At 73.4% G+C, this 23544-nt stretch carries 23 protein-coding genes and 1 tRNA gene; 17 read left to right on the top strand and 7 right to left on the bottom strand.

The annotated features are described in order from the left end of the window. Positions 1 to 153: 153 nt before the first annotated feature. The 3 genes from Srubr_RS28395 to Srubr_RS28385 all read right to left on the bottom strand — a co-directional run bounded on the left by Srubr_RS28395 (position 154) and on the right by Srubr_RS28385 (position 3855). Positions 154 to 813, bottom strand: coding sequence for a response regulator transcription factor (locus Srubr_RS28395; protein WP_280842467.1), 660 nt, complete (start codon positions 811 to 813; stop codon positions 154 to 156). Between the two features lie 341 nt (positions 814 to 1154). Further along, a complete protein-coding gene (locus Srubr_RS28390) occupies positions 1155 to 2480 on the bottom strand; it encodes a sensor histidine kinase (protein ID WP_189994247.1) in 1326 nt (441 codons plus the stop codon). A 166-nt stretch (positions 2481 to 2646) separates the two neighbouring features. Next, positions 2647 to 3855 carry a sensor histidine kinase gene (locus Srubr_RS28385; protein WP_189994245.1) on the bottom strand — a complete coding sequence of 403 codons (1209 nt, stop codon included), beginning with the start codon at positions 3853 to 3855 and terminating at the stop codon, positions 2647 to 2649. A gap of 230 nt (positions 3856 to 4085) precedes the next feature. Between Srubr_RS28385 and Srubr_RS28380 the strand changes: the two genes are divergently transcribed. The 13 genes from Srubr_RS28380 (at position 4086) to Srubr_RS28320 (ending at position 16122) form a co-directional block, all read left to right on the top strand. Beyond that, positions 4086 to 4505, top strand: a complete 420-nt coding sequence (locus Srubr_RS28380) for an NADH-quinone oxidoreductase subunit A (RefSeq protein ID WP_189994244.1) — start codon at positions 4086 to 4088, stop codon at positions 4503 to 4505. Continuing rightward, positions 4496 to 5101, top strand: coding sequence for an NADH-quinone oxidoreductase subunit B (locus Srubr_RS28375; RefSeq protein WP_030601416.1), 606 nt, complete (start codon positions 4496 to 4498; stop codon positions 5099 to 5101). The genes Srubr_RS28380 and Srubr_RS28375 overlap by 10 nt, the downstream gene beginning before the upstream one ends. Next, positions 5098 to 6621 carry an NADH-quinone oxidoreductase subunit C gene (locus tag Srubr_RS28370; RefSeq protein WP_189994242.1) on the top strand — a complete coding sequence of 508 codons (1524 nt, stop codon included), beginning with the start codon at positions 5098 to 5100 and terminating at the stop codon, positions 6619 to 6621. The genes Srubr_RS28375 and Srubr_RS28370 overlap by 4 nt, the downstream gene beginning before the upstream one ends. Continuing rightward, a complete protein-coding gene (locus Srubr_RS28365) occupies positions 6618 to 7586 on the top strand; it encodes a complex I subunit 1/NuoH family protein (protein WP_189994240.1) in 969 nt (322 codons plus the stop codon). Before Srubr_RS28370 ends, Srubr_RS28365 begins: the two co-directional genes overlap by 4 nt. Then, positions 7587 to 8138 carry a NuoI/complex I 23 kDa subunit family protein gene (locus Srubr_RS28360; protein WP_189994238.1) on the top strand — a complete coding sequence of 184 codons (552 nt, stop codon included), beginning with the start codon at positions 7587 to 7589 and terminating at the stop codon, positions 8136 to 8138. Further along, positions 8135 to 8713, top strand: a complete 579-nt coding sequence (locus Srubr_RS28355) for an NADH-quinone oxidoreductase subunit J family protein (RefSeq protein ID WP_189994236.1) — start codon at positions 8135 to 8137, stop codon at positions 8711 to 8713. The genes Srubr_RS28360 and Srubr_RS28355 overlap by 4 nt, the downstream gene beginning before the upstream one ends. After that, positions 8713 to 9093 carry an NADH-quinone oxidoreductase subunit NuoK gene (nuoK, locus tag Srubr_RS28350; RefSeq protein ID WP_189994234.1) on the top strand — a complete coding sequence of 127 codons (381 nt, stop codon included), beginning with the start codon at positions 8713 to 8715 and terminating at the stop codon, positions 9091 to 9093. The genes Srubr_RS28355 and nuoK overlap by 1 nt, the downstream gene beginning before the upstream one ends. Continuing rightward, positions 9090 to 11123 carry an NADH-quinone oxidoreductase subunit 5 family protein gene (locus Srubr_RS28345; RefSeq protein ID WP_189994233.1) on the top strand — a complete coding sequence of 678 codons (2034 nt, stop codon included), beginning with the start codon at positions 9090 to 9092 and terminating at the stop codon, positions 11121 to 11123. The genes nuoK and Srubr_RS28345 overlap by 4 nt, the downstream gene beginning before the upstream one ends. 6 nt (positions 11124 to 11129) lie before the next feature. After that, entirely contained in the window at positions 11130 to 12704 is a 1575-nt protein-coding gene (locus tag Srubr_RS28340; RefSeq protein ID WP_189994231.1) for an NADH-quinone oxidoreductase subunit M, read from the top strand. After that, positions 12701 to 14218, top strand: a complete 1518-nt coding sequence (locus Srubr_RS28335) for an NADH-quinone oxidoreductase subunit N (protein WP_189994229.1) — start codon at positions 12701 to 12703, stop codon at positions 14216 to 14218. Before Srubr_RS28340 ends, Srubr_RS28335 begins: the two co-directional genes overlap by 4 nt. Before the next feature lie 190 nt (positions 14219 to 14408). Beyond that, complete coding sequence (htpX, locus tag Srubr_RS28330; RefSeq protein WP_189994227.1) at positions 14409 to 15269, top strand: zinc metalloprotease HtpX; 861 nt, start codon at positions 14409 to 14411, stop codon at positions 15267 to 15269. Continuing rightward, on the top strand, positions 15266 to 15658 hold the full coding sequence (locus tag Srubr_RS28325; RefSeq protein ID WP_189994225.1) for a YccF domain-containing protein: 393 nt from the start codon (positions 15266 to 15268) through the stop codon (positions 15656 to 15658). Before htpX ends, Srubr_RS28325 begins: the two co-directional genes overlap by 4 nt. A gap of 197 nt (positions 15659 to 15855) precedes the next feature. Then, entirely contained in the window at positions 15856 to 16122 is a 267-nt protein-coding gene (locus tag Srubr_RS28320) for a GlsB/YeaQ/YmgE family stress response membrane protein (RefSeq protein ID WP_189994223.1), read from the top strand. Positions 16123 to 16219: 97 nt separating this feature from the next. On the opposite strand, the gene Srubr_RS28315 is transcribed toward Srubr_RS28320, so the two are convergent. After that, positions 16220 to 16708 (bottom strand): YajQ family cyclic di-GMP-binding protein, encoded by a 489-nt coding sequence (locus Srubr_RS28315; RefSeq protein WP_030601390.1) that lies wholly within the window; start codon positions 16706 to 16708, stop codon positions 16220 to 16222. Positions 16709 to 16934: 226 nt separating this feature from the next. On the opposite strand from Srubr_RS28315, the gene Srubr_RS28310 reads away from it, so the two are divergent. Continuing rightward, positions 16935 to 17016: transfer RNA gene (locus Srubr_RS28310), tRNA-Tyr, on the top strand. 64 nt (positions 17017 to 17080) lie between these two features. Here the strand turns inward: Srubr_RS28310 and Srubr_RS28305 are convergent. Beyond that, complete coding sequence (locus Srubr_RS28305) at positions 17081 to 19699, bottom strand: SpoIIE family protein phosphatase (protein WP_189994221.1); 2619 nt, start codon at positions 19697 to 19699, stop codon at positions 17081 to 17083. Between the two features lie 91 nt (positions 19700 to 19790). Between Srubr_RS28305 and Srubr_RS28300 the strand changes: the two genes are divergently transcribed. The 3 genes from Srubr_RS28300 to Srubr_RS28290 all read left to right on the top strand — a co-directional run bounded on the left by Srubr_RS28300 (position 19791) and on the right by Srubr_RS28290 (position 21195). After that, a complete protein-coding gene (locus Srubr_RS28300; RefSeq protein WP_189994212.1) occupies positions 19791 to 20516 on the top strand; it encodes a class I SAM-dependent methyltransferase in 726 nt (241 codons plus the stop codon). Positions 20517 to 20626: 110 nt separating this feature from the next. Beyond that, the gene (locus tag Srubr_RS28295; RefSeq protein WP_030641125.1) at positions 20627 to 20851 is read left to right on the top strand and encodes a hypothetical protein; all 225 of its coding nucleotides are present in this window, start codon (positions 20627 to 20629) and stop codon (positions 20849 to 20851) included. 131 nt (positions 20852 to 20982) lie between these two features. Continuing rightward, entirely contained in the window at positions 20983 to 21195 is a 213-nt protein-coding gene (locus Srubr_RS28290) for a hypothetical protein (protein WP_189994210.1), read from the top strand. 6 nt (positions 21196 to 21201) lie between these two features. On the opposite strand, the gene Srubr_RS28285 is transcribed toward Srubr_RS28290, so the two are convergent. Next, positions 21202 to 21858, bottom strand: a complete 657-nt coding sequence (locus tag Srubr_RS28285; RefSeq protein ID WP_189994208.1) for an SDR family oxidoreductase — start codon at positions 21856 to 21858, stop codon at positions 21202 to 21204. Positions 21859 to 22026: 168 nt separating this feature from the next. Continuing rightward, a complete protein-coding gene (locus Srubr_RS28280) occupies positions 22027 to 23304 on the bottom strand; it encodes an amidohydrolase family protein (protein WP_189994207.1) in 1278 nt (425 codons plus the stop codon). Between the last annotated feature and the right edge of the window lie 240 nt (positions 23305 to 23544).

The raw sequence follows: 23544 nt of genomic DNA, 5'->3' as shown, positions 1-23544 counted from the left end.
ACGTCGGTCAGGGGCGCCTTCCCGGGGCCAACCGCGGATTGGATGACATTTCGACAGCCGGTCGTGCTGGCTTCACATCATGTCCCGCATCGCTGAAGGGTCGCTCGTACCGCTTCCGCGCGTCTTGAGGGGGTTCCGCCACAGCGGGCCGTCTCAGGAGTTCAGGTAGGTGAGGACGGCCAGCACGCGCCGGTGGTCGCCGTCGCTCGGGGCCAGGCCGAGTTTCAGGAAGATGTTGCTGACGTGCTTCTCCACGGCGCCGTCACTGACCACGAGCTGCCGGGCGATCGCCGAGTTCGTCCGCCCTTCCGCCATCAGCCCGAGCACCTCGCGCTCCCGGGGGGTCAGCCCGGCCAGCACGTCCTGCTTGCGGCTGCGGCCCAGCAACTGCGCGACCACCTCCGGGTCCAGCGCCGTACCGCCCTCGGCCACCCGCACCACCGCGTCGACGAACTCCCGCACGTCCGCGACCCGGTCCTTGAGCAGATAACCCACGCCCCGGCTGGAACCGGCCAGCAGCTCGGTGGCGTAACGCTCCTCCACGTACTGCGACAGCACGAGCACCCCGAGCCCCGGGTGGACCCGGCGCAGCGTCACGGCCGCCCGGACGCCCTCGTCGGTGTGCGTCGGCGGCATCCGCACGTCCGCCACGACCACGTCCGGCAGCTCGCCCCGGCCGTCCAGGTCGGCGATGGTCTTCACCAGTGCGTCCGCGTCGCCGACGCCGGCCACGACGTCGTGCCCGCGGTCGGTCAGCAGCCGGGTCAGGCCCTCTCTGAGCAGCACCGAGTCCTCGGCGATGACCACCCGCACCCTGTCCTCCACGATCTTCCGGCCCCCCAGCACGATCCGTCACGGCGGCGTCCGCCCCGGCCGCCCGCCGTCCTACGGAAGACCAGCATTCCAGGCTTCGGGCCGCGGCGCCGCCGGACCAGGGGAAAGATCGGGGATCGGGAGCGTGGGTCGCAGGGCGTCGTCAGGGAAAGATCCGGGGGCGGACGGGGGTTTCGCGCACAGCCGTGTCGTGTCGCGCACAGCCGTGTCAGGGACCGGCCGGCACCGGATCCGGCCACGCCGGAACGGGCCGGCCATGCTGGTTCGTCCGTGCTGGTTCGTGCGAGCCGGCTTGTGCGTGCCGGTTCGTGCGTGCCGGTTCAGCCGCGCCAGGGCAGTTCCGCCGTCACCCGGGTGGGGCCGCCCGCCGGGGAGTCCACCACGAGGACGCCGTCCACCGCGTCCAGCCGGGCCGCGAGACCGGCCAGCCCGGAGCCCCGGGCGGGGTCGGCGCCGCCCCGGCCGTCGTCGCTCACCTGGAGCAGCAGCCGGTCGTCCGCCCGCCACACGTCGACCGAGGCGGACCGGGCCCCGCTGTGCTCGCTGACGTTGCGCAGCAGCTCGGAGACGGTGAAGTAGGCGATGCCCTCGATGGCCGGGGCCGGCCGGGCCGGCAGGTCGACCTCCACCCGGACCGGCACTGCGCAGCGGGAGGCGACCGCCGACAGCGCCGCGTCCAGACCGCGGTCGGTGAGCACGGCCGGGTGGATGCCCCGGGCCAGGTCGCGCAGCTCCTGCAGGGCCGTCTTCACCTCGCCGTGCGCCTCCTCCACCAGCCGCGCCGCCGCCCCCGGGTCATCCCGCAGCTTCTCCTTCGCCAGCCCCAGGTCCATGGCCAGACCGGCCAGCCGGGCCTGGGCGCCGTCGTGCAGGGCCCGCTCGATGCGGCGCAGATCGGCGGCGGCCGTGTCGACCACGACCCCCCGGTCCGACTCCAGCTCCACCACCCGCGCCGACAGCGGCGACGGCCCGAGCAGCCCGCGCACCAACAGACCGTCCACGGTCGTCAGGGCCCGCACCAGCCATGGGCAGACCAGTGTGAACGCCAGCCCGACCAGCGCGGCCAGCCCGATCTCGAAGGGGTTGTCCAGGTAGACGCTGTGGTGGTGGTCGCCGTACAGCTGGAGGCCGCCCTGACCGGCGTACACCGGGAACACCCAGAACCACAGCGGGTACGTCAGCAGCGACCAGCCGACGCTCCAGAAGGTCACCACCACCGAGAACGAGAACACCGCCCACGGGAACTGCACCAGCGCGTACAGCGCCTGCCGCCAGGAGGAGCCGCTCTTCAGCACCGCCCCCGTCCAGGCCAGCGGGCCCGGCTTGGGCGGACGCAGCGGCTCCGGGTCGGCCACCCGCAGGCCCAGCAGCGCCCGCGCCCGCGCCCGCTCCAGCACCCCGAACCCCCGGCAGCCGGCCAGCGCCGCCGCCAGCACCGGGATGCCGAGGAAGGTCACCAGCAGGCCCGCGCCGAGGGAGACCATCGTGACCGTCCAGCAGAACAGCACGATCGCCACCGGCAGGCTCAGCAGCACATACCCGAACTCCCGCCAGCTGCGCGCCTCGAACGGCGCCCGCAGTCCGGCCGGCAGCCGGTGCGGCCGCTCGCTGCGGTAGGCGTACCCGTGTCCGTACTCCGTCGCCATCGGTGTCGTCCCGTTCTCCTCGTCCACGCGGCGGTTCAGCCGTACGTCCAGGGTGGTCCGCCGCGCGCCGCCGGGACATGGAGGCCGTCGGCGTCTTGAGCGGGGGGTTTTCCCCACCCCCCGCGCCCGCGGCCGGCCCTGAGCCGCCAGGGCGGCTGCGCCCGGTCTACTCCTGCCGGTCCCGCCAGGGCAGCTCCGCCGTGATCACCGTCGGGCCGCCGGGCGGGGAGTCGACCACGAACAGGCCGTCCACCGCGCCCAGCCGCTCCGCCAGGCCCCGCATGCCGGTGCCCCCGTCGAGCCGGGCGCCGCCCCGGCCGTCGTCCCGCACCTGGAGCATCAGCCGGTCGTCCGCCCGCCAGGCTTCTACGGAGGCGGTCCGGGCCCCGCTGTGCTTGCTGACGTTCTGCAGCAGCTCGGAGACGGTGAAGTAGGCGATGCCCTCGATGGCCGCCGCAGGCCGGGCCGGCAGGTCCACGCTCACCTTCACCGGCACCGTGCAGCGGGAGGCGACCGCCGACAGCGCCGCGTCCAGACCGCGGTCGGTGAGGACCGCCGGGTGGATGCCCCGGGCCAGGTCGCGCAGCTCCTGGAGGGCCAGCTTCACCTCGCCGTGCGCCTCGTCCACCATCGCCGCCGCCGCGTCCGGGTCCTCCAGCAGCTTCTCCTTGGCCAGGCCCAGCCCCATGGCCAGGTTCACCAGTCGCGCCTGGGCGCCGTCGTGCAGGTCCCGCTCGATCCGGCGCAGGTCCGCCGCCGCCGTGTCCACCACGATCCCGCGGTCGGACTCCAGCTCGGCGATCCGGCGCTCCAGCTCGTCCGAGGGCGACAGCAGCCCGCGCACCATCGCCCGGTCCAGGTTCGCCATCAGCCGCGCCAGGTACGGCAGCACCGGCCACAGCACGAACAGCGAGGTCAGCACGGTGACGAAGGTGAGAATGCCCCACGGCAGGCGGATCACGTCGTACAGCAGCGTGCGCCAGCCCACCGGGTCCTTCAGCGCCGTCCACACCCGCTGCGCCGGTCCCCCGCTCCTGGCGAGCGGCAGCGGCGACGGCTCCTCCACCCGCACCCCGAGCAGCGCCCGGGCCCGGGCCCGCTCCGCCTTGCCCAGCTGGCGGGCGATCAGCAGGCACACCGCGAGCAGCGGCAGCCCGATCACGGTGAGGGTGAGGGTGCCGCCGACCACCACCACGGTGAACGCGTACGTGAAACCGATCACCGCCACCGGCAGGTTCAGCAGCAGGTGCGCGATCTCCTTCCAGGTGTGCGCGTCGTAGGCCGGCCGGGGCGGAGGCAGCCGGTGGGAGCCGGCGCGTCCGTCGTCTGCGTCGGGGCCACCGATCGGGGCGGCGGCGGGGCGGGGAGCGGTCATAGCGGTCAGCCTGCCGTGCCGGGCACCGTTCCCGCCATGTGGTACGCCGCCCTGCCCCTCCGGGGGAAATCCCCACCCCCGGCCCGCCCCGGCGTCTCACGCCGTGACGGGCCGCTTACCCGCTCTTTATCAGGGCCTAGACTCGCGTGCGTACAGATCCTCGAACCACGAGGCATCACCCAGTGCACTAATTCACCACGGTCACGAGGTCAGGGAGCGAGGGACGGACGGTGCGGGAGACGTTGGGGGACTCGGCGGCCGCCGCGGGGCACGTCGTCGCGGCCGGCTACTTCCGGTCCTACTCGGTGGTCGGGCTGCTCGCCCTCGTCGGCGTGCTGTTCGTCGCGGTCGCCTTCGGTGCCGGCCGCCTGCTGCGCCCGGTCGTCCCGACCCCGGAGAAACTGCTGACCTACGAGTGCGGTGTCGACCCCGTCGGCGAGGGCTGGGCCCACACCCAGGTCCGCTACTACGTCTACGCCTTCCTGTACGTGATCTTCGCGGTCGACTCGATCTTCCTGTTCCCCTGGGCGACGGTCTTCGCCGCCCCCGGCTACGGCGCGGCGACCCTGGTGGAGATGTTCGTCTTCCTCGGTTTCCTCGCCGTGGGCCTGCTGTACGCATACAAGAAGGGCGTCCTGGCATGGACGTGAACCCGGACCCCGTTCTCCTGCCCGAGCCCAAGCGGCTGGGGGCGCTGGCGCGGCTGGCGCCCGAGCCGATGAAGGTGGTCCTGAACTGGGGCCGCCGCTACTCGCTGTGGGTGTTCAACTTCGGCCTCGCCTGCTGCGCGATCGAGTTCATCGCCGCGTCGATGGCCCGGCACGACTTCATCCGGCTCGGCGTCATCCCCTTCGCACCGGGCCCCCGCCAGGCCGACCTGATGGTGGTCTCGGGCACCGTGACGGACAAGATGGCCCCGGCCGTCAAGCGCCTGTACGAGCAGATGCCCGAGCCGAAGTACGTCATCTCCTTCGGCGCGTGCTCCAACTGCGGCGGCCCCTACTGGGACTCCTACTCCGTCACCAAGGGCGTCGACCAGATCATCCCGGTGGACGTCTACGTCCCCGGCTGCCCGCCCCGCCCCGAGGCGCTGCTCCAGGGCATCCTCAAGCTCCAGGAGAAGATCGCCCGCGAGTCGCTCGGGGAGCGGTACGGCGACGGACCCGCCGGCCGGCCGTCCGCCGCGGCCCTGCAGAGCGGCCTGGTGCGGCCCCCGGCGCCGGCCGGTGAGGAGGGCCCGCGATGAGCACCGCCGCCGGCTGGCTGCCCGCCCCCGCCGAGGAACTCTTCGGCCCGGACGCCACGGCGGAGGAGTCGTACGACCTCCTGACCGTGGACGTACCGCCGTCCGCCTGGCTCACCGCCCTGGAGACGGCCCGTACGACCCTGGGCTGCACCTACTTCGACTGGCTGAGCGCGGTCGACGAACCGGGCACGGGCTTCCGGGTCGCCGCGCACGTCGTCGCCCTGCACCCGGTCCGCCGCCTCCTCGTCCGTACGACGGTCCCGCACGAGACCCCCGTCCTGCCCTCCGCCACCGGCGTCTACGCGGGCGCGGGCTGGCACGAGCGCGAGACCCACGAGATGTTCGGCGTCGTCTTCGAGGGCCACCCGGGCCTGGAGCACCTGCTCCTCCCCGAGAACTTCGAGGGCCACCCCCTCCGCAAGGACTTCGTCCTCGCCGCCCGGGTCGCCAAGGCGTGGCCGGGCGCCAAGGAGCCCGGCGAGTCCGAGCACGGCGGTCCCAAGCGCCGCCAGATGCTGCCGCCGGGCGTCCCCGACCCCAACGAATGGGGCCCTCTGAAGGGTCAGCTCCCCCCGGCCCCGGCCCGCCCGGCCAGGGCGGCGGCGCCCCGCGCGACAGGCGACCGCCCGGTACGCCGCACCCGCTCGGCCTCCGAGGGCTCGGCCAGCCAGACGGCCCAGCCGGGGTCTTCCTCCGGTGAGGCCGCCGCCTCGGGTGCGGAGCCGGGGGCGGGTGCGCCTGCTCGGCCGCGGCGGATGCGGAGCGCGAGCGAGGGTTCGGCGAGCCAGGTGGGCCAGCCGGGAGCTGCCGCTTCGGGTGTGGCGTCGGGTGCGGACGCGGGTGCGCCCGCTCGGCCGCGGCGGATGCGCAGCGCCAGTGAGGGTTCGGCGAGCCAGCAGGCGGCCCGGGCCGAGGACGCGGCGCCGCGCAAGGAGGCCGCGGCCGAGGGCGATGCCACGGGTGCGGCGGCGCAGGGACCGGCGGAAGGCCCGGCCGCCGAGGCATCGGTGGCCTACGAGCCCGGCCCCGCGCCCGCCTCGACGCGCCGCGCCCGCAGCGCCTCGGAGGGCTCGGCCTCCCAGCGCGCCCGCGCCCCGCGCAGCTCGGACGCCCCCTGGCACCACGCCCGCCCGGCCTTCGACGAGCCCGAACCGGCCCCCGAACCGGAGCCCCGCAAGGCGACCGAGCCGGAGCGGACCGGGATGCCGGAGCGGGCTTCGGAGCCGCAGCCGGAGTCACAGCGTGAGCCGACACAGCAGCGTGAGCCGGCACAGCAGCCTGAGCCGAAGTCGCAGCCTGAGCCGAAGTCGCAGCCTGAGCCGAAGTCGCGGCGTGAGCCGGGACCGCGGCCTGAGTCGGAAACGCGGCGTGCGCCAGCACCGCAACCGGCACCGGGCGAGGCCCCCTCAGCCGAGTCCGCCCCCGCCCCCGGCCACCCCCGCACCCCAGCCACCCCCGCCGACACCGACCCCGGCACCGATACCGATCCCGGCACCGACCCCACAGGAGGCCCGCAGTGAACGACGTGCTGGACGTCGCGCTGCGACTCCTCGTCGTGTTCGCCGTCTTCCTCACCTTCCCGCTGATCGTCGGCCAGACCGAGCACAAGGTGATGGCCCACATGCAGGGCCGCCTCGGCCCGATGTACGCGGGCGGATTCCACGGCTGGGCCCAGCTGATCGCCGACGGCGTGAAGTTCGCGCAGAAGGAGGACGTGGTCCCGGCGGGCGCCGACCGCCGGGTCTTCCAGCTCGCCCCCGCCGTGGCCCTGCTGCCGTACCTCCTCGTCCTGCTCGCCATCCCGATCGGCCCGGGCGAGGGCGCCGTCGGCCAGGTCATCGACGCCGGCGTGTTCTTCGTCCTCGCGGTGATGGGTGTCGGCGTGCTCGGCTCGCTGATGGCCGGCTGGGCCAGCGCCAACAAGTTCTCCCTGCTCGGCGGACTGCGCACGGCCGCCCAGCTGCTCTCCTACGAACTGCCGATGCTGCTGGCGGCGGCCTCGGTCGCGATGGCGGCCGGCACCGTCTCCCTGCCCGGCATCCTGCACGCCTTCCACTGGTGGTGGCTGCCGTGGCAGATCGTCGGCGCGATCGTCTTCTTCGTCGCCGGACTCGCCGAACTGCAACGCCCGCCGTTCGACATGCCGGTCGCCGACTCCGAGATCATCTTCGGCGCGTACACCGAGTACACCGGTCTGCGCTTCGCCCTGTTCCTGCTCGCCGAGTACGCGGGCATCGTCATCCTGTGCGGCCTGACCACCGTCCTCTTCCTCGGCGGCTGGCACGGCCCGTGGGGCGCCGACGGCCTCGGCTGGGTGTGGACCCTGCTGAAGACCGCGATCCTCGCCTTCCTCGTGATCTGGCTCCGCGTGACCTACCCGCGGCTGCGCGAGGACCAGCTCCAGAAGCTGTCCTGGACCCTCCTCGTCCCCCTCTCCCTCGCCCAGATCGCCCTCACCGGCATCGTCAAGGTGGTGATCTCCTAAATGGCCCCCATCCCCGGCTCCGGCCTCGCCAAGGGCCTGGCCGTCACCCTGCGCACGATGACGAGGAAGTCCGTCACCGAGCAGTACCCGGACGCCCTGCCCGAGCTGCCGCCCCGCACCCGCGGGGTGATCGGACTGTTCGAGGAGAACTGCACGGTCTGCATGCTGTGCGCCCGCGAGTGCCCGGACTGGTGCATCTACATCGACTCCCACAAGGAGACCGTCCCGCCCGCCGCCCCCGGCGGCCGGGAGCGCAGCCGCAACGTCCTCGACCGGTTCGCGATCGACTTCTCCCTGTGCATGTACTGCGGTATCTGCATCGAGGTCTGTCCTTTCGACGCGCTGTTCTGGTCCCCGGAGTTCGAGTACGCCGAGACCGACATCCGCGACCTCACCCACGAGCGGGACAAGCTCCGCGAGTGGATGTGGACCGTGCCGGCCCCGCCCGCCCTCGACCCCGGCGCCGAGGAACCCAAGGAGATCGCCGCGGCCCGCAAGACCGCCGAGAAGCTGGCCGCCGCGCAGGCGCAGCCGGGGGAGGGCACGTCATGACGCTCGCCCAGGCCCCGCACGGCTTCCTGTCCCCGACCGGCGTCGAGATCGCCTTCCTGCTCGTCGGCCTGGTCACCCTCGGCGCCGCGCTGGTCACCGTCACCACCCGGCAGCTGGTGCACGCCGCCCTGTGGCTGGTGGTCGGGCTCGGTGGCCTCGCCGTGGAGTACCTGCTGCTCACGGCCGAGTTCATCGCCTGGGTGCAGGTGCTGATCTACGTCGGCTCCGTCGTCGTCCTCCTGTTGTTCGGTCTGATGCTCACCAAGGCCCCCATCGGCCGCTCCCCGGACGCCGACTCCGGCAACCGCTGGGCCGCCCTGACCGTCGCGGTGGCCGCCGCCGTCGCCCTGGTCTGGGTGGTCGTGGACGCCTTCCGCGCCACCTGGATCGACTTGGACGGCCCGGCCGCCGGCACCACGAAGGTCACCGGCGCGAGCCTGTTCCGGCACTGGGTGCTGCCGTTCGAGGCCCTGTCCGTGCTGCTCCTCGCGGCACTGGTCGGCGCGATCGTGCTGTCCCGCAAGGCCAAGGCCGACGCCGTGCCCGCGGCCCCCGGGAAGGAAGGCGCCCGCTGATGCACCTCGCCTATCCCGCCGTACTCTCCGCCCTCCTGTTCTGCACCGGCCTGTACGGCGTCCTCGCCCGCCGCAACGCGATCCTGGTCCTGATGTCGGTCGAGCTGATGCTCAACGCCGTCAACCTCAACCTGGTCGCCTTCGACGTGTGGCTCAGCCGGACCGCGCGGGAGACCCTGCACTCCGGTCAGGCCCTGACCCTGTTCACCATCGCCATCGCCGCCGCCGAGATCGGCATCGGCCTGGCGATCGTGCTCGCGGTGTACCGCAACCGCGGCACCTCCGACATCGACAAGCTCCGCGACACCGCCGAGGGCCCCGACGCGGAAGGCCCCGACAGCGACCACCCCGCGGCCGAGAAGGCTGAGGCCACCGCGTGACCACGACCACCCTCGCCGTCCTCGTCCCCCTCCTGCCGTTCCTGGGCGCCGCGGCCGGCCTGCTGCTCGGCCGCACCGCCCCCGGATTCGTCCGCCCGCTCGCCGTGCTCCCGCCACTGGCCTCGCTGGTTTTGGCCGCGCTGGTCGCCGCGCGCCAGGGCGGCGGCACGGCCGTGGACGCCCACACCGAGCTGACGCCCACCGGGTCCGTGCCCATCGAGCTGGCCCTGCACATCGACGGTTTCGCCGCGCTCGTCGCCGTCCTGGTCACCTGCGTCGCGGCCTGCGTGCAGATCTACTCCACCGGCTATCTGCGCGACGACCCGCGCTACCCGTCGTACGCCGCGCTCGTCTCCCTGTTCACCTCCGCGATGCTCCTGGTCGTCTACTCCGGCGACCTCATGGTGCTGCTGGTCGGCTGGGAAGTGATGGGCATCTGCTCCTACTTCCTGGTCGGCCACTACTGGGAGACCCCCGAGGCCCGCGCCGCCTCCCTGAAGGCCTTCCTGGTCACCAAGCTCGGCGACGTGCCGTTCCTGATCGGCCTGTTCGCGCTGGCCGGCGACGCCGGGTCGTTCCGGCTCACCCGGATCCTCGGCGCCGTCACGAGCGGCGGCATCGACCACCCGACACCGGTGGCGCTGCTGCTGCTCGCGGGCGTTGCGGGCAAGTCGGCGCAGTTCCCGCTGCACACCTGGCTCCCGGACGCGATGGCGGGCCCGACGCCCGTCTCCGCGCTGATCCACGCCGCGACGATGGTCGCCGCCGGTGTCTACTTCATCGCCCGTCTCCTTCCGCTGTTCGAGGCATCCCGGGCCGCGATGGTGGTCCTCGCCGTCATGGCCGCCGTCACGATGACCGGCTCCGCCCTCGCCGCGCTCGCCCAGGACGACATCAAGCGCGTCCTCGCCTACTCGACCGTGGGCCAGCTCGGCTACATGACCGGCGCCCTCGCCGTCGGCGACCGCGGTGCCGCCGTCTTCCACCTCCTCGCGCACGGCGCCTTCAAGGCGCTGCTGTTCCTCGCGGCCGGCGTGGTCATCCACGCCGCCGGCACCAACTCGCTCGCCGCCATGTCCCGCATGCGGGGCCTGCGCGACCGCGTCCCGGACGCCTACTGGACGATGACCGTGGCGCTGCTCGCGCTCGCCGCGATCCCGCCGTTCAGCGGCTTCTTCTCCAAGGAGTCCGTCCTCGGCGCCGCCGAACACGTCACCCAGGGCCACACCGGGCACGCCCCCGGCGCGGCCGGCTGGATCGTGCTCGTCGCGGGCCTGCTCACCGCCCTGCTGACCGCCGCCTACGCCGCCCGGCTGTGGCTGCTCGCCTTCCGGGGCCGGGGCACCGAGGACCCGGACCTTCCCCAAGCTCTCAACTCCGTTCGAGCAGGGGAGACCCCGACACGCCAGCCGCTGTCGATGACCGTGGTGCTCTGGGTCCTCGCGATCCCCTCCCTCGCCCTCGGCGGGCTCGCCTACCGCGTCCTGCCCGACTGGTTCGACGGCCGCGACCTCACCCCGACCCTGCTCACCTCCATCCTCGGCACGGGCCTCGCCCTGGTCGGCGGGCTGCTCACCTACGGCGCCTGGCAGCGCACCACCGCGCTCGCCGCCCGCTCCCCGCTGGGCGCGGTCGCCGCCCACCCCGAGGCCGACGCCGGCCTGGTCGAGGCCGAGGCCATCGCCACCCACCGCCCGGCCTACGGCGACATCGCCTCCGCGCCCGACCCGGCGGACCCCGGACGGCTGCTGCTCGGCCCGCTGCACCGGCCCGCCGCGGCGGGCTTCCACCTGGACGCCGTGTACGCGGCGCTGTTCGTCCGCCCGGTGCGGGCAGGGGCGAGCCTGGTGCGGTTCCTGGACCGCGAGGTCGTCGACACCTACGTGCGCGGCGCCGCCGCCCTGCCCCGGCTGCTGGGGGCCGCCGTCCGGCGTGCGCAGACCGGCAATGTGCAGACCTATGTGAGCGCGCTGCTCGCCGGCACCGTCGTCCTGGCGGTCGCCGTCCTCCTCGTCGCCACGGGAGCGTGAGCAGGCGTGATCGATATCAACGAGTCCGTGATGCAGTTCCTTCTGGCATTCGTCGTCGTCGGCCCGCTCCTCGGCGCCGTGGCCGCGCTCCTCCCGGCCCCGCCCGGACTGAAGGGGAAGTCGCCCGAGCAGGCCGTGCTGCGGCACGGCGTGACCGTCACCGGCGCGATCCTCGCCGCCGCGATCGTCCTCGCGCTCGGCTTCGACCACGACCATCCGTCGAGGATGCAGGCCACGACCGACATCAGCTGGATTCCCGCGCTCGACGTGCGGATCCACCTCGGCACCGACGGCATCTCCCTCCCCCTCCTGGTCCTGACCGCGCTGCTGACCTTCCTCTGCGCGCTCTACTCCTACTTCAAGCCGCCGGCGGGCCCGGCCCCGAAGGCGTTCGTCGCACTCCTGCTGCTGCTGGAGTCCGGCACCCTCGCCACCTTCGCCGTGCTCGACCTGCTGCTGTTCTTCCTCGCGTTCGAGATGGTGCTCATCCCGATGTACTTCCTCATCGCCCGCTGGGGCGGTGCGGGCCGGACCCGGGCCGCGTGGAAGTTCATCCTGTTCACGCTGCTCGGTTCCGTGGTCATGCTGCTCGGCCTGCTCCTGATCGGGATCAAGGCGGGCACGTTCGACATGGTGGCACTCGCCACTGACAACGGCCGGTCGCTGACCACATCCGTGCAGGTCATCGCCGTTCTGGCGATCGGGATCGGGCTCGCGGTGAAGACGCCGATGTGGCCGCTGCACAGCTGGCTGCCCGACGCCCACACCGCCGCGCCGACCGTCGGCTCGGTCCTGCTGGCCGGCGTCCTGCTGAAGATGGGTACGTACGGGTTCGTCCGGATCGTCCTGCCGGTCGCGCCGGACGGCTTCCGCACCTTCGCGCCGTACCTCGCCGCGTTCGCCGTCGTCGGGATCGTCTACGGCTCCCTGGCCTGCCTCGCCCTCGCCCGGCAGGGCGCCAAGGGCGACCTCAAGCGGCTGATCGCCTACTCCTCCGTCGGCCACATGGGCTTCGTCCTGCTCGGCATCGCCAGCACCACCCCGACCGGCGTGAACGGCGCCCTGTTCGCCAACATCGCCCACGGCCTCATCACCGGCCTGCTGTTCTTCCTGGTCGGCGCGCTGAAGGACCGCACCGGCAGCACCGACCTGGACACCCTGGCCAAGGAGACGGGCGCCGCCCTGTACGGCAGGGCCCCGCGCCTCGGCGGTCTGCTCGCCTTCGCCGCGGTCGCCTCGCTCGGGCTGCCCGGACTCGCCGGGTTCTGGGGGGAGATGCTCGCCCTGTTCGGCTCCTTCCGGCCCGCCGCCGACCTGAGCCGGCCGGCCTTCCTCACCTTCATGGCGATCGGCGCGTTCGGCACCCTGCTCACCGCCGCGTACATGCTGATCGTGGTCCGCCGCGTCAGCATGGGCGGCGCGGACCGCGAGACGGCGAAGCTCGCCGACGTCCACGGCTACGAGCTCGCCGCCTGGACCCCGCTGGTCGTCCTCACCGTCCTCGCCGGACTGTGGCCGAAGGCCCTGCTCGGCCTGACCGACCCGGCCGTGCAGCAGCTCCTCGCAGGAGGCACCCGATGAGCGCCCAGCCGCTTGCCGAGTCGCTGGTCCAGTCCGTCGACTGGCTCGCGATCGCCCCGCCCACCCTCGCCGCCGTCGTCGCGCTCGCCGTCCTCGTCGCCGACCTGTTCGTGCCCGAGTCCCGCAAGGCCGTGCTCGGCTGGATCTCGGTCGCCGGGCTCGCCGCGGCGACCGCGCTGCTGCTGCCCCTCCTGAACGGCGACCGCGCCACCTTCTGCACCAGCGCCCCCGCGCGCGCGTGCAGCTACACCGCCGACCACTTCACCCTCGTCATCCAGTTCCTGGTGCTCGGCGGCGCCCTGCTCGCGGCGCTGCTGTCCGTCACCCACCTGGACGACGAGCGGCGGCGCGTCCCGGCGGGCGAGTTCTGGTTCCTGCTGCTGTCCTCCGCGGCCGGTGCCGCCCTGCTGCCCGCCTCCCGCGACCTGGCCACGCTGATCGTCGCCCTGGAGGTCGCCTCGCTGCCCGCGTTCGCCCTCGTGGGCATCCGGCACGGCGACAAGCGGTCCTCCGAGGCCGCGCTGAAGTTCTTCCTGTCCTCGGTCACCGCCACCGCGGTCAGCCTGATGGGCATCAGCTTCGTCTACGCCTCCACCGGCACCCTCCACCTCACCCAGGTCGCCGAGCGCCTGGCGCACGTCGACGGGCAGCTGCACACCCTCGCCCAGGCCGGTGTCGTACTGACCCTCGTCGGCTTCGCCTTCAAGACGGCCGCCGCGCCCTTCCACTTCTGGGTGCCCGACACCTACGTGGGCGCGCCCCTGCCCGTCGCCGCCTATCTGTCGGTCGTCGGCAAGGCGGTCGGCTTCTCCGGCCTGATCCTCGTCACCGTCGTCGGGTTCCCGTCGTACGCCGACGTCTGGGGGCCGGCGCTCGCCGTCCTGGCCGCCCTCACCATGACCGCCGGCAACGTCGCCGCCCTGCGCCAGCGGGCCACGCGCGCGTACAGCGCCGTACGGCTGCTCGCCTGGTCCTCCGTCGGCCAGGCCGGCTATCTGCTGGTGCCGATCGCCGCCGCCGGATACACCAAGGACGCCGAGCGGGCGATCGGCTCCACCGTCGCGTACGCCCTGATGTACGCCGCCGTGAACCTCGGCGCCTTCGCCGTGGCCGCCCTGGTGGGCCGCGGCCGGGCGCTGAACCGGATCGCCGACTACCGGGGCCTGTACGCCACCAACCCGCTCAGCGCGCTGCTGCTGGCCTTCTTCCTGCTGTGCCTGGCCGGGCTGCCGCCGGGCGTCATCGGCCTGTTCGCCAAGGTCACCGTGTTCTCGGCGGCCGTCGACGCGGGCCTGGGCTGGCTCGCCGTGGTCATGGCCGTCAACGTCGTGATCGCCCTCTTCTACTACCTCCAGTGGACGGCCCTGCTGTTCCGAGCCCCCGAGGGCGAGCCCGTCCGGCACCGGGCCCCGGCCCCCCTCACGGCCGCGCTCGCCCTGACCGGAGTCCTCGGCGTCGCCCTGTCCGGAGCGCCCCAGCTGGTCCTCCGTTTCGCGTCCGGCGGACTGTTCTAGGAGTCGGCACGCGCGCGCGGGGCACCCGTCGGACCCCGCGCGCGTACGGTCGAAAGGCCACGTCAACCGCCCCGCCGGGGCGGGCGGCCGCAGGTGCGCGGGAACTCGTGGGCCTCGCCCGGCGTTGTCCGAAGCGGGAGGGTCCACCGGATCGGAGTGATCCCCAGCAGCACGACTTGGAGGGCGCACCGTGCACCGCCGGCACAACGGGCTCAGGACGGCCGTACTCCTCGGAGGGCTGTCCGCGCTCATCATCGTCATCGGAGGCTTCTTCGGCCGCACCGGGCTGGTCGTCGCCGTCCTGGTCGCCCTGGGCACGAACGCGTACGCGTACTGGAACAGCGACAAGCTCGCGCTGCGCGCGATGCGTGCCCGCCCGGTCAGCGAGTTCGAGGCCCCGGCGCTGTACCGGATGGTGCGGGAGCTGTCCACGCAGGCCCGCCAGCCCATGCCCCGGCTGTACATCTCGCCGACGGAGGCCCCGAACGCCTTCGCCACCGGCCGCAATCCGCGCAATGCGGCCGTGTGCTGCACCGAGGGCATCCTGCGCCTGCTGGACGAGCGCGAGTTGCGCGGCGTCATCGGTCACGAGCTGAGCCACGTCTACAACCGGGACATCCTCATCTCCTCGGTCGCCGGCGCGCTCGCCTCCGTGATCATGTTCCTGGTGAACTTCGCCTGGCTGATCCCGGTCGGCCGCTCGGACGACGACGAGGGGCCCGGCCTGTTCGGCATGCTGCTGATCATGATCCTCGGCCCGCTCGCCGCCTCCCTGATCCAGCTGGCCATCAGCCGCTCCCGGGAGTACGAGGCGGACGCCTCCGGCGCCCAGCTCACCGGCGACCCGCTCGCCCTCGCCAGTGCCCTGCGCAAGCTGGAGACGGGCACCAAGCAGCTTCCGCTGCCTCCCGAGCCCCGGATCGAGACGGCGAGCCACATGATGATCGCCAACCCCTTCCGCCCGGGCCAGGGGATGTCCAAGATGTTCTCCACGCACCCGCCGATGACGGAGCGCATCGCCCGCCTCGAAAGGATGGCAGGACAACCGTGAAGACCATCCTGAACGTCATCTGGCTCGTCCTGTCCGGCTTCTGGCTGTTCCTCGGGTACCTCTTCGCCGGTGTCCTGCTGTGCGTCACGGTCATCGGCATCCCCTTCGGGATCGCCGCCTTCCGTATCGGCGCCTACGCCCTGTGGCCCTTCGGGCACACCACGGTCGAGCGGCGCGACGCGGGGGCGCCCTCCTGTGTGGGCAACGTGCTGTGGCTGGTCCTGGCCGGCTGGTGGCTGGCGCTCGCCCACATCGTGACCGGCGTCCTGCTGTGCGTCACGGTCATCGGCATCCCGTTCGGCATCGCCAACTTCAAACTGATCCCGGTCTCCCTGCTGCCGCTGGGCCGCGAGATCGTCCCCACCGACCGGCCGTTCGCCGCCCGCTGACCGCCGGCGAGCGGCCCGCGCCGGCGTCCGTACGTGTCGAACGCCGCATCCCGCCGAGCGCGGCAACCAGCGGACGGACCGCGGGCGTCTTCCTTCTCGACACGGCAGGAACACGCGCGCGTGCCGCGCACCGGTCCCACGGCGGTGAACCGGGGCACGGACGGCGCGGACACAGCGCGGGAGGGCAGGTTCACGGCATGGGCATCATCAGCTGGATCATCCTGGGACTGCTGGCCGGAGCCATCGCCAAGCTCCTGCTGCCGGGCCGCGACCCCGGCGGCTTCATCGGTACGACCCTCATCGGCATCGCGGGCGCGTTCATCGGCGGCTGGATCTCGGCGCGCTGGCTGGACCACCCGGTCAGCAAGCACTTCTACGACGGCGCGACCTGGGCGGCGGCCATCGGCGGCTCCCTGGTGCTGCTGATCGTCTACCGCATCCTGTTCGGCAACTCGCGGGACTGATCCGGCGACTCGCGCGACCGAGCGCGGCCGGAAGCGCTCCGGGCAGCGCGGAAGGGCGGGTGCCCCACGGCACCCGCCCTTTCCGCGTTCCGCGCGCCTAGCGGTAGTTCACGAACTGCAGCGCGAAATCGAAGTCCTTGCCCTTCAGGAGGGCGATCACGGTCTGGAGGTCGTCGCGGCTCTTGGAGCTGACGCGCAGTTCGTCACCCTGGACCTGCGCCTTGACGCCCTTCGGGCCCTCGTCGCGGATGATCTTCGCCACCTTCTTGGCGTTCTCCTGGGAGATGCCCTCCTGGATCGACGCGAAGATCTTGTACTCCTTGCCGGAGAGCTGCGGCTCGCCCGCCTCCAGCGCCTTCAGCGAGATGCCGCGCTTGATGAGCTTGGACTCGAAGACGTCGAGGACGGCCTTCACCCGGTCCTCGGAGTTCGCCTCCATGAGGATCTTGTCGCCGGACCACGAGATCGAAGCCCCCACGCCCTTGAAGTCGTAGCGCTGCGAGATCTCCTTGGCGGCCTGGTTGAGGGCGTTGTCGACCTCCTGCCGCTCGACCTTCGAGACGATGTCGAAACTGGAGTCGGCCATGTCCTGTGGCTCCTTGCATCGGGTTGCGGATGGGGTGGGTGCCGGCGGCGCGGCGGCGACCGCCGGGCCCGGTGGAGCACCGGGCCGCATCCGCACCAGCCTAGCCACCCCGCGCCCCCGCGTGCGGAGATCAACCAGGTGGCGAAGCACCCCCGCGCATCGGGTATTGTTTACGTCGTTGCCGGGGAACACCGCCGAAAGCGGGTTCGAAGCGGCAGCGATACCCGGCGGTGTGCCCGAGCGGCCAAAGGGAGCAGACTGTAAATCTGTCGGCTATGCCTACCCAGGTTCGAATCCTGGCGCCGCCACACGGGAACGATGGCCCCGTGACCTGCGTGAACAGCAGGTCACGGGGCCATCGTCGTACGCGGGTCAGGCCGGTGGGCCGGGGCGCAGGGCGAGCAGGGCGATGTCGTCGGTGGTGTCGCGGCCGAACCTGAGGATCAGCTCGTCGCAGAAGACGTCCAGCGGGGTCCGCGCCTGGGCGGCGGTGGACCGGCGGAGCCTGCTCATGGCCTCGTCCAGCGACTCACCGCGGCGTTCGATGAGGCCGTCCGTGAAGAACAGCAGCGTCGAGTGGGGCGGCAGCAGCTCCCAGGCGGACCGGCGGGGCAGCTGCGGGTCCATCCCGATCAGCAGGCCCCGGCCCCCGTCCAGGTACCGCGTCGCGCCCTCCCGGGTGGTCAGCAGGGGCGGCAGGTGGCCGGCCGAGGAGTAGTGCAGGTACGTCGTGTGGGCGTCGCTCTTGACCAGGCCGTACACGCAGGTGGCGGTGGACTGCGGGCTCAGGGTCTGGCTCGCCAGGTCCAGGCGGCGCAGGACCTCCTCGGGCGGTTCCTGCCGGTCGACGGCGATACCGCGCAGCATGTTGCGCAGGGTGCTCATGGCGACCGCGGCCTGGAGATCGTGACCGGACACGTCCCCGATGACCAGCACGATGTCACCGCCCGGCAGCGTGAAGGCGTCGTACCAGTCGCCGCCGACCTCGGCCGTGGTGCTGGACGGCACATAGCGGGCGGCCAGCTCCAGACGGTCGGCGCGGGGCAGCTCGGGCAGCAGCGCGCGCTGGAGGTGTTCGGCGTTGGAGCGGGCGTGCTGGTGCAGACGGGCGTTGTCCACCCCGAGCGCGACGGCGCGGACCAGCTCCGCGATCAAGGGCACGTCCTCCTTGGCGAACGGGTGCCCGGCATCGTTACGGACCATGGTCAGGGCGCCGAACACCGCGCGCTCGGCCCGCAGCGGAGCGACGACCGCGCTGCTCCCGCCCAGCCGCCGCACGAGGTCGTGCTGCCGGGCGTCCAGGGGGCTCGGCGGGTCGTCGGGCGGGGTGATGTCGGTGACCAGCAGCGGGCCGGCGCCGCGCACCACCCTGAGCAGCGAGCTCTGCGTGCCCCCGGACGCCGGCGGGAGCGTGCCGAGGTGGTTCCCGGACACCGGCACCTGGGGGTCGCGGTGCACGACACAGACCCGCTCCAGCCGCCCCTGCTCGTCGACCAGGTCCGCCACGCACCAGTCGGCCAGGCTCCGCGTCAGGACATGGCACACCCGGCGCAGCCGCTCGTCCGGATCGAGGGTGCTGGTCAGCGCCATGCCGGTGTCGGCGAACAAGGACAGCCACTCCGGCGCCGCCGCTTCCGTGCTCAGCGTCTTCGTCTTCTTGGTGCTGGTCGGCAGGTGCACCGGGCCAGGCACCGGCCGGGTGGCGGGCCGGCCGTCCCCGGGGCCGTCCGGCGGGACGGGGGGCGCCGTCGTCGTGGCGAGCTGGGCGACGAACACGGACCGCCCGTCGATCGCCTCCTGCGTCTGGATGGTGAGGCGGATCGGGACCACCCGGCCGTCCCGGTGCAGCGCGGGCACCGGTATCGGGCGGCCCAGGATGCGGGACTCCCCGGTGAGCAGCAGCGAGGTGAAGGCCGACACGTGGCGTCGGCGGAGGTGTTCGGGCATGAGCACGGTCAGCGGCCGGCCGACCAGGTCGTGCGCCGGCCAGCCCAGCAGACCCGACGCGGCGTCGTTCACCGCGACGATCCGGTTGGTGTCGTCGGCCGCGACGGTCGGCACGAGGGCCGCCTCCACCTCACTCGCGTCCCAGGGCGCCAGATCCGTCGGGTTGGCGCCCGGGGCGCCGGTGACCTGCGTCCACGAGGTGGGCTGTCCGCCGAGCAGCTGGCCGGCGATCTGGTCGAGCAGCCAGTGCCGGAAGGCCCGGATGTGCGGCAGGGGCGGCAGGGCCAGCAGGCTCTCCTGCTGTGCCGCGGTTTCGGCGGCGTCGAGGACCCGGCGCAGCGTCGCGATGCGGGGCGCCGCGTCCGCCGCGAACGCCACCCGCAGGGAGAGCGTCGAACTGTCGGGGGTCTCCTGCTCCACCGCCGCCGTCATGGACGCGCAGATCATGCTGCTCGTGTCCTGGGCGGCGGCGAGGTCCTCCGGCCGCACCCCGGCCCACAAGGCGCCGGACCGGGCGAGGAACAGTTCGCGCAGCAGCCCCTCCCACTGCTGCTGGGCCGCCCAGTAGAGGGCGTACGGTACGTCGTTCAGCGTCACGGTGACGGTCCGGCCGGGCGGCGCCACGGTCTCCCAGGCGGACGCCGGCGGCGCCGGTGCCTCGGGCCACACCTCGAACCAGACCGTCTTGCGGTCCTCCCCGCTGTGGACGCCATGGCTGGTGGCCAGCTCCTCGACCAGGGCCAGGCCCCTGCCGGTACAGGCGTACAGGTGGCGGACGTGCGGCACCAGCCCGTAGTCCGGGCGGTGATCGCTGACCCGCACATGGGCCTGGCCCTCGACGGTCCAGACCTCCACCTCGATCCCGGTGCGCGCGTGGACGACCGCGTTGGTCACCAGCTCGCCGGTCAGCAACTCGGCGGTGGCCACCACGTCCGGCACCAGACCGCCCAGCACCGACCGTACGAACCTCCGGGCCACCACGACGTTCTCCGGCGCGGGAGACAGGTGCCGTGCCGACGCCCCCGGAGGAATCGGGCTGCCCATACCGGCTGGGTGCCCAGAACCCCGCACATGAAGTCCGCCCGCCCGGGAAAAGGGTCGCCGGCCCCCTCCGGCGCCGCGTACGTTCGTGCGCATGGCCGACGACTGCTTCGCGCATCCACGTCTCGCCGCGCTCTACGACGCGCTCCACAACGGCCGGGCGGACCTCGACGCGTATCTGGGCATGGCGGAGGAGTTCGGGGCGCGCCGCGTGCTGGACATCGGCTGCGGGACCGGGGTGTTCGCCCTCCTCCTGGCCGGGCGCGGCATCGAGGTCGTCGGCGTCGACCCCGCCCGGGCCTCCCTGGACGTCGGCCGGGCCAAACCGGGTGGTGAGCGCGTCCGCTGGATCCACGGCGACGCGACCGGCCTCCCGCCGCTCCGGGCGGACCTGGCGACGATGACGGGGAACGTCGCCCAGGCCATCGTCGACCCGCACGCGTGGCGGGAGACGCTGCGGGGAGCCCGGGAAGCGCTGCGGCCCGGCGGACGGCTGGTCTTCGAGACCCGCGACCCGGCCCGGCGCGGCTGGGCGGAGTGGACCCGTGAGCGGTCGTACTCCGTGACGGAGGTCCCCGGCGCCGGAACGGTCGAGTACTGGGTCGAGCTGACCGAGGTGAGCGGGCCGCTGGTGACCTTCCGGCAGAGCTACGCCTTCGCGGCGGACGGACAGGTGCTCACCTCGGACTCCACGCTGCGCTTCCGGGAGCGGGCGGAGGCCGAGCGGGACCTGCTCGCCTGCGGCTACGTGGTGGAGGAGGTCCGCGACGCCCCCGACAGACCGGGAAGGGAACTCGTCTTCGTGGCCCGCCGCGCATGAACCCCAAAGCGCTCCCGGAGTCCTGGTTCCACCGCCGCCTTCAGGAGACAGCCGGCCGTCGGACGACCGGCCCGGGTGCGCGTCCGGGCGGTCCGGACGATGCTGGAGCCATGGCCGGGAAGCGTCCCATCATCGTGCACCTGCCGTCCCCGACCGGCGGTCGCCGGGTACGGGTCGACGGCGAGATCCTCGGACTCGCGCACAACGTGCGCGACTTGGTGGAGTTCCTGCGCCGGGCGGGGCTGGAGATCGAACCGGAGGAGGTCGCCGACTCGCCGCTGATCGACTGGCGCGGAGTGGGCCCCGACCGGTGGGAGGCGGAGACCCGGACCTGACCGCCCGGCCACACCCACCCGGCAGCCCCGGCCGTCCCATCCGGCAACCGCCCCTTCCGCCTTCCGCCACCGCCCGTACGCGACCTGACGGCCGGTCGAGATCCCGGCGCGCCGGCGGGCACACTGGCGGCATGTCCTCCCGACGCAGAACCTGCCCCGTGTGCCACCGCGACATCGCCGTCGTAGCCGGCCGCTTCGCGCGCCACGACCCGCCCGGGGCGCGGGCGAACGGCGACCTCGTCTCCTGCGCCGGCTCCCGGCGGCACGCGCAACTCGGCGCCGCCCAGCCCTCCTTGGACGGCTACGTCGTACCGGACTTCCCCGGCCAGCTGCCCCTTTTCTGAGTCCGCTCAGTTCCCTGCCACCGACTTGACCGCGACCGACACCGGCGTGGAACCGCTGATCAGCTCCAGCGTGAGACCGGCCGTCGCGGGGGTGTCCACCAGCTCCGCGAGGACGGTCGCGACGTCGTCCCGGGGGATCGAGCCGCGCCCGGTGCGCGCCTCCATGCGGACCAGCCCGGTGCCCGGATCGTCCGTCAGCGCGCCGGGGCGCAGGATCGTCCAGTCCAGCGCCTCCTGCCGGGTGATGTAGGCGTCGGCCTCGCCCTTGGCGCGCAGATACGCGTCGAAGACCTCGTCCCCCTGGTGCGCGGGGTCCGCGCCCATGGCGGACACCACCAGGAAGCGCCGTACGCGCGCGCGTACGGCCGCGTCCGCGAACAGCACCGCCGCGCCCCGGTCCACCGTGTCCTTGCGGGCCGCGCCGCTGCCCGGACCCGCGCCCGCCGCGAAGACCGCGGCGTCAGCGCCCTGCAGATGCGCCGCGACCTCCTCCAGCAGGGCCGACTCCAGGTCGAGCAGGACCGGTTCGGCCCCGGCCGCCCGCAGGTCGTCACCCTGCTCCGGGTTGCGGATGATCCCCGCCACCTCGTCACCGCGCGCGGAGAGCAGGCGCTCCAGCCGCAACGCGATCTGACCATGACCACCAGCGATGACAATGCGCATGAATCCGACCGTACGCCCGAAGGGCCACACCCGCCGCACGAGTCGACCGGCGTGACACCGGCCCCGCGCACGAGCGTGGCCACGCGCTCGCGTGCCCCCTGCCGGACCCCGCCCGGCCCCCCTGTCGGACCCACCCGGCGCCTCTGCCGGTCCCCACCCGGCGCCTCCTCAGGACAGCTCTCCGCGGCCCTGCCGGGGCAGTCCCGCTTCCCCCGTCCCCGTCGAGTGGCAGTACTCGCGTACCGCGCTCGTACGGGCCACCACGCGGCCCCGGTGGACCACGATCCTGCTGTAGGCGAGGGAGAGCGCCCCGGCCAGCCGGTCACCGCGTACGGCCAGCAACTCGGCCGGGAAGCCCGCCTCCACCCGCACATCCGGCAGGCCCAGCGCCGCACGGGCCGAGCCGGACACCGCGTCGTAGGCGTCCTCCGGGCGCAGACCGTGCACCGACGCGAGGAGGTACGCCGCCTCCAGAGGGTCGCCGCGGCCGACGGGGTTGGAGATGTCGCGCAGCGCCCCGCCGCCGGCCGTCACCCGTACCCCGGCCGCGCGCAGCAGCCGTACCGGTGCCGTGCCCCGCCGGCCGGCGCCGCCGCAGGTGCCCTGGGGCAGGCAGACCACCGTCACGCCGGCCGCCGCGAGCCGGTCGGCGGCGCGCGAGGCGACCTGGGCGGGCAGGCGCGCGAGAGCGGCGCACGGCCCGATCGTCACGCCGGGGCGCAGGCCCCCGGCCATGGCCGCGAGCCGGGCCAGCCGGGCCGGGTCGGCGGCGTCGGTGTGCAGGTCGACCGGACAGCCGTGTTCGGCGGCCACTTCCAGGACCGCCTCCACGTATCCGGTGGGATCCGGGTCGAGGTCGGGGCAGCCGCCCACCACCGAGGCGCCCATCTTCACCGCGTCCCGCAGCATCGCCAGCCCGTCGGCCCCGGCCGCCCCGGTCAGCAGCCGGGGCATCGCCACCGTCGTCAGCTCCGCCAGCCCCCGCAGCGACCGCCGGGCCCGCAGCACCGCGCCGAGCGCGCCGAGCCCCTGGACGTCGCCCACGCGCACGTGCGCGCGTACCGCCGTCGCGCCGAGCCCGAGGTACAGCAGGGCCGCCTGAGTCGCCCGGCGCTGGACGTCCTCGGGGGAGTACGACACCGGACCGGGGTGCTCGGCGGACAGCGCGGTGTCCCCGTGGGCGTGCGGTTCGGCCGGGGCCGGCAGCAGCAGATAGCCGCTCAGGTCCACGCGGGTGAGGCCCGTGCGGCGGTCCCGGCCCGGCGCGAGGCTGCCGGCCGTGCCCACCGCCTCGATGCGCCCGCCGCCGAGCCGTACGTCCACGGTCCGGCCGTCGGCCAGCCGCGCCCCGCACAGCAGCAGGCCGGCCGGGCCGGACGGCCCCGGGCCCCCCGGCGGGCCCGGCGGGTTCGAGGGCGGTTGCGGCTGCGGCTGGCTGTCGGGCATCGCGCTCCAGGGTCGGCGGGAGGGGCTCGGTCGGGCCGGCGTGAGGCGTGGGGCGCGTGCGTCGCCCCAAGATCACGCAGGGCGAGTCGAGCCTAGGCTCGCGAGCCGCGCGGATCTGGCAGGAGCGCAATAGTCGTACCGGTGTGGTCCGCCCTCTCCAGGCACCTCTCCGCCCTCTCCGGGCCACCTCGCGGAGGGCTGCCGGGCGGGCGGCGGGATACGGATTTGGGTGAACGGCGG

The sequence above is a fragment of the Streptomyces rubradiris genome, assembly GCF_016860525.1.
Classification (GTDB): Bacteria; Actinomycetota; Actinomycetes; order Streptomycetales; family Streptomycetaceae; genus Streptomyces; species Streptomyces rubradiris.
Note: the sequence above shows the minus strand (reverse complement) of the source record. Positions and strands in the feature narration are given on the sequence as shown.

Excerpts from the sequence above, each read along its gene's own strand:
- Srubr_RS28390 (WP_189994247.1), bottom strand. The coding sequence starts at position 2,480 with ATGGCGACGGAGTACGGACACGGGTACGCCTACCGCAGCGAGCGGCCG.
- Srubr_RS28385 (WP_189994245.1), bottom strand. The coding sequence starts at position 3,855 with ATGACCGCTCCCCGCCCCGCCGCCGCCCCGATCGGTGGCCCCGACGCA.
- Srubr_RS28375 (WP_030601416.1), top strand. The coding sequence starts at position 4,496 with ATGGACGTGAACCCGGACCCCGTTCTCCTGCCCGAGCCCAAGCGGCTG.
- Srubr_RS28370 (WP_189994242.1), top strand. The coding sequence starts at position 5,098 with ATGAGCACCGCCGCCGGCTGGCTGCCCGCCCCCGCCGAGGAACTCTTC.
- Srubr_RS28360 (WP_189994238.1), top strand. The coding sequence starts at position 7,587 with ATGGCCCCCATCCCCGGCTCCGGCCTCGCCAAGGGCCTGGCCGTCACC.
- Srubr_RS28355 (WP_189994236.1), top strand. The coding sequence starts at position 8,135 with ATGACGCTCGCCCAGGCCCCGCACGGCTTCCTGTCCCCGACCGGCGTC.
- nuoK (WP_189994234.1), top strand. The coding sequence starts at position 8,713 with ATGCACCTCGCCTATCCCGCCGTACTCTCCGCCCTCCTGTTCTGCACC.
- Srubr_RS28335 (WP_189994229.1), top strand. The coding sequence starts at position 12,701 with ATGAGCGCCCAGCCGCTTGCCGAGTCGCTGGTCCAGTCCGTCGACTGG.
- Srubr_RS28320 (WP_189994223.1), top strand. The coding sequence starts at position 15,856 with ATGGGCATCATCAGCTGGATCATCCTGGGACTGCTGGCCGGAGCCATC.
- Srubr_RS28315 (WP_030601390.1), bottom strand. The coding sequence starts at position 16,708 with ATGGCCGACTCCAGTTTCGACATCGTCTCGAAGGTCGAGCGGCAGGAG.
- Srubr_RS28305 (WP_189994221.1), bottom strand. The coding sequence starts at position 19,699 with ATGGGCAGCCCGATTCCTCCGGGGGCGTCGGCACGGCACCTGTCTCCC.
- Srubr_RS28300 (WP_189994212.1), top strand. The coding sequence starts at position 19,791 with ATGGCCGACGACTGCTTCGCGCATCCACGTCTCGCCGCGCTCTACGAC.
- Srubr_RS28295 (WP_030641125.1), top strand. The coding sequence starts at position 20,627 with ATGGCCGGGAAGCGTCCCATCATCGTGCACCTGCCGTCCCCGACCGGC.
- Srubr_RS28290 (WP_189994210.1), top strand. The coding sequence starts at position 20,983 with ATGTCCTCCCGACGCAGAACCTGCCCCGTGTGCCACCGCGACATCGCC.
- Srubr_RS28285 (WP_189994208.1), bottom strand. The coding sequence starts at position 21,858 with ATGCGCATTGTCATCGCTGGTGGTCATGGTCAGATCGCGTTGCGGCTG.
- Srubr_RS28280 (WP_189994207.1), bottom strand. The coding sequence starts at position 23,304 with ATGCCCGACAGCCAGCCGCAGCCGCAACCGCCCTCGAACCCGCCGGGC.